Annotated in this window: 11 protein-coding genes; 3 read left to right on the forward strand and 8 right to left on the reverse strand. The window is 66.8% G+C overall.

The genetic code is table 11. From position 1 onward, the window contains the following. The first annotated feature begins 215 nt into the window (after positions 1-215). A complete protein-coding gene (locus tag HZI36_RS23780; RefSeq protein WP_179405125.1) occupies positions 216-1,172 on the forward strand; it encodes an alpha/beta hydrolase in 957 nt (318 codons plus the stop codon). Then, the gene (ribBA, locus tag HZI36_RS23785; protein ID WP_179405126.1) at positions 1,169-2,299 is read left to right on the forward strand and encodes a bifunctional 3,4-dihydroxy-2-butanone-4-phosphate synthase/GTP cyclohydrolase II; all 1,131 of its coding nucleotides are present in this window, start codon (positions 1,169-1,171) and stop codon (positions 2,297-2,299) included. Before HZI36_RS23780 ends, ribBA begins: the two co-directional genes overlap by 4 nt. Before the next feature lie 105 nt (positions 2,300-2,404). Here ribBA and HZI36_RS23790 read toward each other — a convergent pair whose 3' ends face one another. The 7 genes from HZI36_RS23790 to HZI36_RS23820 all read right to left on the reverse strand — a co-directional run bounded on the left by HZI36_RS23790 (position 2,405) and on the right by HZI36_RS23820 (position 8,436). Further along, on the reverse strand, positions 2,405-3,160 hold the full coding sequence (locus HZI36_RS23790; RefSeq protein ID WP_179405127.1) for a glucose 1-dehydrogenase: 756 nt from the start codon (positions 3,158-3,160) through the stop codon (positions 2,405-2,407). Positions 3,161-3,280: 120 nt separating this feature from the next. Then, complete coding sequence (locus HZI36_RS23795) at positions 3,281-3,808, reverse strand: VOC family protein (RefSeq protein WP_179405128.1); 528 nt, start codon at positions 3,806-3,808, stop codon at positions 3,281-3,283. Continuing rightward, positions 3,805-4,269, reverse strand: a complete 465-nt coding sequence (locus HZI36_RS23800) for a nuclear transport factor 2 family protein (protein WP_179405129.1) — start codon at positions 4,267-4,269, stop codon at positions 3,805-3,807. Before HZI36_RS23800 ends, HZI36_RS23795 begins: the two co-directional genes overlap by 4 nt. Positions 4,270-4,444: 175 nt before the next feature. Next, positions 4,445-6,631 carry a TonB-dependent copper receptor gene (locus HZI36_RS23805; protein WP_425485291.1) on the reverse strand — a complete coding sequence of 729 codons (2,187 nt, stop codon included), beginning with the start codon at positions 6,629-6,631 and terminating at the stop codon, positions 4,445-4,447. An 81-nt stretch (positions 6,632-6,712) separates the two neighbouring features. Then, on the reverse strand, positions 6,713-7,042 hold the full coding sequence (locus tag HZI36_RS23810) for a DUF2946 domain-containing protein (RefSeq protein WP_218884259.1): 330 nt from the start codon (positions 7,040-7,042) through the stop codon (positions 6,713-6,715). A gap of 209 nt (positions 7,043-7,251) precedes the next feature. Next, positions 7,252-7,965: a glycosyltransferase family 32 protein gene (locus tag HZI36_RS23815; protein WP_179405131.1), complete on the reverse strand. Its 714-nt coding sequence runs from the start codon at positions 7,963-7,965 to the stop codon at positions 7,252-7,254. Positions 7,966-8,037: 72 nt separating this feature from the next. Continuing rightward, positions 8,038-8,436 carry a nuclear transport factor 2 family protein gene (locus HZI36_RS23820; RefSeq protein ID WP_179405132.1) on the reverse strand — a complete coding sequence of 133 codons (399 nt, stop codon included), beginning with the start codon at positions 8,434-8,436 and terminating at the stop codon, positions 8,038-8,040. 117 nt (positions 8,437-8,553) lie between these two features. Between HZI36_RS23820 and HZI36_RS23825 the strand changes: the two genes are divergently transcribed. Further along, complete coding sequence (locus HZI36_RS23825; protein ID WP_179405133.1) at positions 8,554-8,997, forward strand: PaaI family thioesterase; 444 nt, start codon at positions 8,554-8,556, stop codon at positions 8,995-8,997. A 126-nt stretch (positions 8,998-9,123) separates the two neighbouring features. On the opposite strand, the gene HZI36_RS23830 is transcribed toward HZI36_RS23825, so the two are convergent. Then, positions 9,124-9,918: aldehyde dehydrogenase family protein (locus tag HZI36_RS23830; protein ID WP_179405134.1), on the reverse strand; the 795-nt coding region annotated here is incomplete at its 5' end.

Raw genomic sequence — 9,918 nt, forward strand, 5'->3', positions numbered from 1 at the left:
ATTGTGTCCGGGCCGGGTGTCATTGGGACATTCACTGAACCCGCAGCTTTAGGGATTCGCGCGCGCGAACCATCGTCCGATCGGACGATGTACCCGACGGCCCGCTGCGCTGGAATGGCCGTCAGGCTGCGCCGACAAGCGTTCGGCGCGATATCAGGGGAACCGCGATGCGGGTATACCTGATCCCCGCATTCATCCGATGAACTGGAGTTCCGATGCCGCTCGACCCTCAGACGCAGGCGCTGCTCGCCGCGTTCGCTCAAGCACCCGCGATCAATTTCGATCAACTGACCGTTCCTGAATACCGCGCGATCGTCGCGGCGGGCGGCGCATTCGCGCCCGGCGACGCGGTCGCCGCGGAGGAGGACTGGCGCATTCCCGCGTCCGGCGGCACGCTGCCCGCGCGGCTGTACCGTCCGCATGCGGACGGGCCGCTGCCGCTGACCGTGTTCTTCCACGGCGGCGGGTTCGTCGCATGCGGGCTCGATTCGCACGCGAACGTGTGCCGCACGCTCGCGCATCGCGCGCGCACGCTGGTTTTGTCGGTCGATTACCGGCTCGCGCCGGAGGCACGCTTTCCGGCGGCCGCGCACGACGCAATCGACGCGCTGCGCTGGGCCGCCGCGAGCGCGCGCGATCTCGGCGCACGCGACGCCACGCTCGCTGTCGCCGGCGACAGCGCGGGCGGCAATCTGTCGGCCGTCGCCGCGCAGCAGTTGCGCGGCTCGGGCATCCGGCTCGCGCATCAGCTGCTGCTGTATCCGGTCCTTGATTGCGAGAACGAACGTTCGTCCTACGAATCGTGCGGCAACGGCTACTTCCTGACGGCGGACACGATGCGCTGGTTCAAGAACCAGTATTTCGACGACGGCGCCGACCGCGCGTCGCCGCTCGCGAGCCCGCTGGCCGCCTGCGCGGCGGATCTGTCCGGCCTGCCGGGCGCGACGATCATCACCGCCGAATTCGATCCGCTGCGCGACGAGGGCGAAGCGTATGCGGCGCGGCTCGCGCAGGCCGGCACGCCGACGACACTGGTGCGCTGGCCCGGGCAGATTCACGGGTTCGCGAGCATGCTCGGCGCGCTCGACGCGGCCGACCGCGTGCTGACGTTCGGCGCGAATGCGCTGCGCCGCGCGTTCGACGACGCACACGCCGGCCGGGATACGCAATGACGCTCGCCACCACCGCCGAAATCGTCGCCGAGCTGCGCGCGGGCCGGATGATCGTGCTCGTCGACGAGGAAGACCGCGAGAACGAGGGCGACCTCGTGATCGCCGCCGATCACGTGAGCCCCGACGCGATCAATTTCATGGCGCGCTTCGGGCGCGGGCTGATCTGCCTGACGTTGACAGCCGAGCGCTGCGCGCAGCTGAAGCTGCCGCCGATGGCCGACCACAACGGCACGCCGTTCGGCACCGCGTTCACGATCAGCATCGAGGCGGCCGAAGGCGTGACGACGGGGATCTCCGCCGCCGACCGCGCACACACGATCCGCACCGCGGTGCGCGACGGCGCGCGGGCCGACGATCTCGTTCAGCCCGGTCACGTGTTCCCGATCGCCGCGCGGCCCGGCGGCGTGCTCGTGCGCGCCGGCCACACCGAGGCGGGGTGCGACCTGGCCGCGCTGGCGGGCCTCACGCCCGCGTCGGTGATCTGCGAGGTGATGAACGACGACGGCACGATGGCGCGGCTGCCCGAGCTGCGCGCGTTCGCCGAGCGGCACGGGCTCAAGATCGGCACGATCGCCGACCTGATCCACTACCGGCGCGAGCACGAATCGCTGATCGAGCGCGTCGGCGAGCGGCCGCTGCACACGCCGTGGGGGCCGTTCCGCGCGATCGAATACCGCGACACCGTGCATCGCGCGCCGCATCTCGCGCTCGTGCGCGGCGAGCCGGATCCGGCGACACCGGTGCTCACCCGCGTACACGAGTGCTATTCGATCCTCGATCTGCTCGACGCGGAGCCATCCGCGCATTCGTGGCCGCTGCACGCGGCGCTGCAGAAAATCGACGCGGCCGGCTGCGGCGTCGCGGTGCTGCTCGACTGCGAGATGCGCAGCGACGCGGCAAGGCCGCAGGCGAGCGGCGCGCATGGCGCACATGGCGCCGCCGCGCGCCGCGACGGCCGCGTGACCGGCATCGGCTCGCAGATCCTGCGCGACATCGGCGTGCGGCGGCTGAACGTGCTGTCGAGCCCGTTCCGGCTGCCGGCGCTGTCGGGCCACGACCTGGAGGTGATGGCGTTCATTCCGCTCGGCGACGCCGATCTCGACTCCGCCGGCTCGCCGGCGCGATGACACGATCACGCGACCGCATTGCGCGCGCAAGGAAAGAAATGCGCAAAGAAAGGCCGGCGACGGCTCACCGTCGCCGGCCATGCGGCGGGTCGAAATCGAATGCACTCAGCCGAACGTCGACCCCGCGAGCATCCCGCCGTCGACGATGAATTCCGAGCCGGTGCAGTAGCTCGATTCGTCCGACGCGAGAAACAGCACCAGATTCGCGACTTCGTCCGGGCGGCCGATGCGTGCGATCGGCAGGCCGCGATAGACGGCGGACGGTTCGAAGTCCGCGAACTCCGGCGGGCGCGCCATCACGGTATCGATGCCGCCCGGATGGACCGAATTGACGCGAATCCCGTAGCGCCCGAGCTCGAGCGCGGCGGCCTTCGTCATCCCGCGCACCGCGAACTTGCTCGACACGTACGCGGTGCCGGTCGCGACGCCTTCCATCCCCGCGGTCGACGACACGTTCACGATCGCGCCGCCGCCCGCGTCCTTCATCGCGGGCAGCACGGACTTCATGCCGAGCCAGCAGCCGACCTGATTCACGTCGATCACCTTGCGATAGTCGTCGAGCGAGCACGATTCGAGCGGCGCGAGCTTCAGGATGCCCGCGTTGTTGACGAGCACGTCGAGCTTGCCGAAGCGCGTCTGCGCGGCACGCACGGCCGCGCTCCACGCGTCGGGCTGCGTCACGTCCAGATGCTGGAACGCCGCCGCGTCGCCGAGCTCGGCCGCGACGCGCTCGCCGTCCGCATCGAGCACGTCGGCGATGACGACCCGCGCGCCCTCCTCGACGAACCTGCGCGCTTCCGCTTCGCCCTGCCCGCGTGCGCCGCCGGTAATCAATGCCACCTTGCCTTCGAGACGTCTCATCGTGTGTGTGCTCCTGATCGGAAGAAAGGGATGAGCGCGCGTTCGTGCCTGTTCATGCGCGCGCGTTCGTGGTTGTTCGTGCTTGTCGTTCGTGCTTGTCGTTCGTGCTTGTTCGTACACTCAGGCGCCGGCGTCGATCGTCGTGACCGGATGCGTGCCGTCCCACGCGCGGGCGGCGGCGATTCCGTGGTCGATCATGTCGCGCATCCCCGCGCCCTGGATCACCTCGAAGAGCACGCCGGGCTCGCGTTCGTCGTCGAAATACGCGACGCGCGTCGCGTCATTGCGCGCGTCGAACACGGCCCGCAGTCCGTTCGCGGTCAGCCGCGCGATCGCGTCGTCGACGTCGTCGACGACCCACGCGACGTGATGCATCCCGAGAATCGGCCGGCCCTGCGCGTCGCGATACGGCGAGCGCGCGTCGTTGGTCGCCTGGATCAGTTCGATCTGCACGTCACCCTGATACGCGAGCCCGACGTCCATCGTCACCGTGACCGCCTCGCCGCGATAGCGGCCGGCCATTCGCACGTTCCGGAACACGGTCCACGGGCCGACGCCGAGACGGTCGATCCAGCGGCGGATGCTTTGGTCGAGGTCGTCGACCAGATAGCCGATCTGATCGATCGGGCCGAAAATCGCGCGCGTCATGCATTGCCCCCCACTGCCGCGTTCAGATGGTTGCTCAGGTCGCCCACCGCATCGAGCATCGTGTAGTCGCGGAACGAAAACCGCCATACGCCGTCGACGCGCTCGAACGCGTCGTGATAGCGCCCGGCGGCGATCGGTTGCAGCGCGAGCGCGTCGGTGGCCTGCAGCACCGTGTAGTACGAGCGCGCGGTCGCGCGATTCGCGGCTTCGTCGATTTCGATGATCGGGTTCGTGACGACATGCTTCGTGCGCGGCGTGCCGCACGGATAGCGCTTCACGCGCTCGCGCAGCACGCGCAGCAGATCCGCCGCGCTGAACAACGCGCCGGCCGACGCGTCGCCGTCGCGCAGCTTGATGCGCGCATGCGCGAACAGCTCGGCGACGCCTTCCAGGTCGCCGCCGTCCAGGCGCTCCGCGTAGCGGTACAGCAGATTCGCGATTTCGACGGCACTGTGGCTCATGCGCGGGCTCCTCGTTCACGGAACAGTGGAGCCACTTTAGGGAGCGGAAAATGGTTGCGCGTCGTCCGTCAGGACGATGTCCGACCGCTCGCATGCGCGGCGTGCGACCTTCACGTGCGGGCAACGATCGCACGCGCGCGCGCTTGAGCTGATGCGCCGATGCGCAGATGCGCCGCTACAGCTTCGTGCTGACCCGCACCCACGCGGTGCGGCCCGGCTCGGTCACCGGCACATGCGCCGCATAGCCGAAGCCCGCGTTACCCGCGAGGTTCAAGTGTTCCGCGTAGGCCTTGTTCAGCACGTTGTCGATGCCGACGGAAATCTGCACGGTCTTGCGGACGTTGTACTGCGCATGCAGCGACAGCAAGCCGAAGCCCGCGCTCGGACCGAAGTCCTTGCCGACGACGTTGCCCTGGTTGCGCGCATAGCGATGCTGGGGCGCAACGACCCGCCACAGCCCGCCGGCCGACCACGCGCCGCGCGTGTATTCGAGCCCGAAGCGCGCGTCGAGCGGCGGCATCTGCGGCAGCGGAGCCCCGGTCGACGCATTGCGCCCCCACGCATACGCGAGCGACGCTTCCACGCGCAACGGCCCGACCGGCCGCCACGCGACGCCCGCCTCGCCGCCCATGATCCGCGCGTCGACGTTGGTCGCCTGCGTGCTCGGGCCCATCCTGCCGCGCGCATAGTCGAACAGGATGAAGTCCCGCACATAGCCCGCGTAGGCCGACACCCACGCGTCGAGCCTGTCGCCGCCGTACCGCGCGCCGACGTCGAGTTGCGTGGTCTGCTCGGGCCGAACGGCCGAGAATGCGTTGATCGCCCCGTCCGGCCCGCGCTTCGCGGAAAACAGCTCCCAGTAGTCGGGGAAACGCGCGGCATGGCCGATCCCCGCATACCACGTGACCGGCAGCGCCGCGAGATCGCGTTCGTAGCGGACGAAGCCGCTCGGCAATACCCGCGCGCGATCGTCGTCGAACGTCGGGTTCGGCCGGCTGGACATGCCGCCCCCCATACCGCCCGCCATACCCCCCGTCATTGCCCGCTTGTCCCGGGCGCTCGCGTAGTCGGCACGCGCGCCGCCGATCACGCGCGACGCATCGCTCGCATGCCACGTCAGTTCGCCGAACGCGCCGCCGTTCCACATCGTCGCCTGCGCATTCCACGGCTGATCCGCGTAGTTCCGCCGCCCCATCGCCGCGCGCGAATCAAGCCGGTTCGATTGCGCGTCGACGCCCGCGACGAGCTTGAAATCATCGCCGAAACGGAACGTCGCGGCGGCACGCGCGCCAAACGTGCGCCGCCGCACTTCCGACGCCATCCGCATCGGCATGCTGCTCGCCGGATCGGGCCGCCGCAGCGTGTGGTTGTCCATCAGGTGATCGGCTTCGTTGTAGTACACGCGCGCCTCGACGCGCTCGAGCACGTCGCCGATGTCCCGCTTGTCGAACGACAGGCCGAACGTCTCGCGGCGAAAGTGCACGCCGTCCATTCCACGGCCCGCGTAGCGCGCATAGCCGTCGCCCCCGCCCGCCGTCAGCTCGACGCGCGTGCGGTCGTCCGGAGTCCAGCCGAACGCGGCGTCGGCGTTCCATTTATCCCACTGCGACGGCACCGTGCGGCCGTTGCCGTCCCGGTAGTCCTGCGCATGCGCGTGATTGGCGATCACGCGCCCGTAGACGTCCGGCGTGCCGGCCGTCATGTCGACGTTCTGGTCGTTACGGCCGAACGAGCCGCCGACGGTACTGCCGTCGAAGCGCACGCCGGGTTTCCCGAAGCGCGGCGTGACGCGCTCGAACAGCACCGTGCCCGCCGACGCGCCGGGGCCGTACAGCACCGTCTGCGGCCCTTTCACCACGGTGACCTTGTCGTAGCTCTCCGGCGCGATGTACGACGTCGGCGAATCCATCCGGCTCGGGCATGCGCCGAGCGTCGGCGCCCCGTTCGCGAGAATGTTCAGCCGCGAGCCGAACATGCCGCGCAGCACCGGATCGCCGTTCGTCCCGCCGCTGCGGATCGACGCGAAACCGGGAATGGTCTTCAGGTAATCCGCGCCGTCGCTGGCGGGCAGCGGCTGGCGCGGCGCCTTCGGATCGGTGACGACGACGAGCGGCATCGCCAGCGGCGACGCCACCACCTCGACCGGCGGCAGCACCACGGAAGCATCGGCCGGCACGGCCGGCCCCGCCCCGGCCGCGCGCGCGACCGCGACCGCGACCCCGGTCTCGGTGTCGGTCTCGGCACTAGCCGCCGTCATTGCACTGGTGGCCAGCGCCGACGCGGCGAGTTTCAACATCAGCGGCATACGCCGCAAACCGGCATCGCGTGGCGCGGGTTGCGCACGCAACTTGTTGGTAATCATGATCGAACGCCCAGGTAACGCCCTCCACGCGATCGATGGATCGCCCGGATAACGGCGGAAACAAAAAAGAAAGAGAACGCGTCAGGCGTTCCCGGGCGGCGCGCGCGGATAGGCGCGCGGATAGCGGTAGACGCTCGCCACGGCCGCGACCGGCGCGGCGACGGACGAAGCGCCAGGGAGAACGGGCGGCGCCGGCGCGGCGGACGCGCCGCCGAGCACCGGGCAATGCGCGAAAAAGCTGCAATAGCCGCACGCATCGAGATGTAGCGCGTGACGATGCGCGCCGTCCGCATCGGATGCCTGATACGCACGATGCTCTGCACTGCAGACGATCGCGTCCGGCACGGCAGCCTGCGCGGCCCGCCACTGCGATGCCAACGGCGCCACGATCGCGAACCAGATCGCGAACATGCCCATCCAGGCAGTCAGAGTGCGATGTCGGTTCGGTATGCGCAACGTCAAGTAAGGAAAATGTAAAAAACGGGATGTTACCGAATCTCCGGCTTGATGGCCAGTCGCGCACGCTCGAGAAAGCGAAGCCGGCGATGCGCTACAGCGCCGACGGGCTGCACGCGACCTGACGCATCAGGAAGGCGAAACGCAAAGGAGGGGTCGACCGCTCAGAGAACGACCGGGTCGGAAAGACATGAATAGTGCGGGTGCCGGAAATCATACAGTTGCGACTTCCAGTGATCGCTATAGATGCTGTAGACGAGGCCCAATTCATGGTTGGTATCCGCGAAATGGTGATCATGTTGCCGCAGCATGGGCATGATCGATTCCGTGTACGCGATGGGTCCCGTCGTGTTGAGTATGCCCATTCTGCCGACCCCGAAACGTTGCGGACTGTAATTTTCGATGTTGTGCAGCACGCGCTCGATCACGCGTTTGAGGAACGGGTGCTCCGGGATCGATGCAATGTGCCACTGCTGGAACTCTCCGCGAGGCGAGCCTGGGACGTGCAGCCCCCAGCCGCTGTGCGTGCCGGTCGAACCGTTGTCCCAGTATGAAAGGAGATATTGATGGCCTGCCGTGACGGAATCCAGCGGGCGGGCCGCCGAACTTTTTATATCGAGATACACGCCGCCGACCTTGTATATCAGCAGATACCGGAAGAAATCGGACCGCGATGCGCCGTAGAGTGGATTGATCGAGTTGAATGCCTTCAGCACTCTATGGCCGTAATGATTTCGTATAAACAGGAACATATCGAAATCATCGTAAAAAAAATGTCGCCAGCCGGGGTTGTTTGCCGTGAGATTCCGAATGTTGAGTTGAATCTCTTCCGGGAGATTGCGATCTCTGAACGTCTGGTGAACGAGTTTCGGTATCATGGATTGCCCATGGGCATACGCGCAGGCCCGCGCGGTTGTTTGTCATTCTATTCGGATTCGCTGTTTCGAACGCTACGCGTATTTGTCGCCGACGGTACTGCGGATGGGATAAGTGTCGTACACAATTTTCATGCGCTCGATCAGCCCGTTGGCGTCGAACTCGAACACATCGACGCACTCGAAGCGCACGGCGGAACCGTCCTTCAACACCCAATCGTAGATGAAGTAACCCGTCGCTCGGCGGCTGCCCGTCGTGCTCACGCAGATATCGATAGGTGTGATCGTGCTCTCCCCCGACGCTTCGTTGACTTTGGCAAAGAACGGCGCAGCTTGCATCCAGCCGAGAAACGGCGAGAAAATCCGGGCATCCGGTGTAAACAGGGCGCAGATCGCGGCGACGTCACCGCGCTCCAGCGCCTTGAGGTAGGAGCGAACCTGCTGCGTATAGAGCAATTCCGGCGATGGCACCACAGTAACCTCCGACAATGCGTTGAAGATGCGGCCCGGTCAAACGGGCACGCCCCTGGTTCGGTCGTTTACGCCAGCTGCATTGTTTGCGGCGTGGCATCTACCCACACAATCGCGCCCATGACACATCCTTCCTCCCCACTCTTCGCCGAGCACGTCCGCGCCAGTTTCACGCGCCAGAATGCGATGGCGCTGATCCAGGCAACCTTACCCGTGATCGGGCACGGCCACACCGAAATTCACCTGCCTGTCTGGAGTGGCGTCGAACAACAGCACGGTTTTGTACATGGCGGCGTGGTGGGCATGATCGCAGATTCTGCAGGCGGCTACGCAGCGATGACCACGGCGCCGGCCGACTCCTCCGTATTGACCGTCGAGTACATGATGAATCTGGTCGCCCCGGCCGCTGGCGAAATGCTGATCGCCCGTGGCAAGGTCGTCCGTCCGGGCCGTACGCTGATCGTCACTCAGGCAGAGGTATTCGCGGTCAAGAATGGTCGTGAAACGCTTTGTGCGCTGATGCAGCAAACGATCATGGTGATGCATGACAAGCGGGAAAAGTAGGACCCGGGTGACGGCAGCCGGCCCAACCTGACCACGCGAAACGCGCACCCAATCGCCGGCATCGACTGGGTGCCCGCCCGCATCGCGGGCACCAGTTGCCTCCTCTTATCGTCGGAAATTGCACGCTCAGAAGAACCCGAGCGCCTCCGCCTGATAGCTGACGAGCAGGCACTTCGTCTGCTGATAATTCGACAGCGCGACCTTGTGCGTCTCGCGGCCGATGCCCGACTGCTTGTAGCCACCGAACGTCGCATGCGCCGGATACAGGTGATAGCAGTTCGTCCACACGCGCCCCGCCTCGATCTCGCGGCCCATCCGGTATGCGCGCGTGCCGTTGCGGGTCCAGACACCCGCGCCGAGCCCGTAGAACGTATCGTTCGCGAGTTCGATCGCGTCCTGCTCGTCCTTGAACGTCATCACCGACGCGACCGGCCCGAAGATTTCCTCCTGGAACACACGCATCTTGTTGTTGCCGAGCAGCATCGTCGGCTTCACGTAAAAGCCGGTGCCCAGCTCCTCGGCGGGCGCCATGCGTTCGCCGCCCGTCAGGCACTGCGCGCCCTCGCCGCGGCCGATGTCGATGTACGACAGGATCTTGTCGAGCTGCTGCTGCGACGCCTGCGCGCCGATCATCGTCTGCAGGTCGAGCGGATGGCCGGCCTTGATACGCTCGACGCGCGCGACCGCCTTCTCGATGAAGCGCTCGTAGATCGATTCCTGGATCAGCACGCGCGATGGGCACGTGCACACCTCGCCCTGGTTCAACGCGAACATCGCGAGACCTTCGAGCGCTTTGTCGAGGAACGCGTCGTCCTGGTCGAGCACATCGGCGAAGAAGATGTTCGGGCTCTTGCCGCCGAGCTCGACCGTCGACGGGATCAGGTTGTCCGCCGCCGCGTGCAGGATGTGCTTGCCGACCGG

This window comes from Burkholderia guangdongensis (assembly GCF_013403875.1).
Lineage (GTDB): Bacteria > Pseudomonadota > Gammaproteobacteria > Burkholderiales > Burkholderiaceae > Burkholderia > Burkholderia guangdongensis.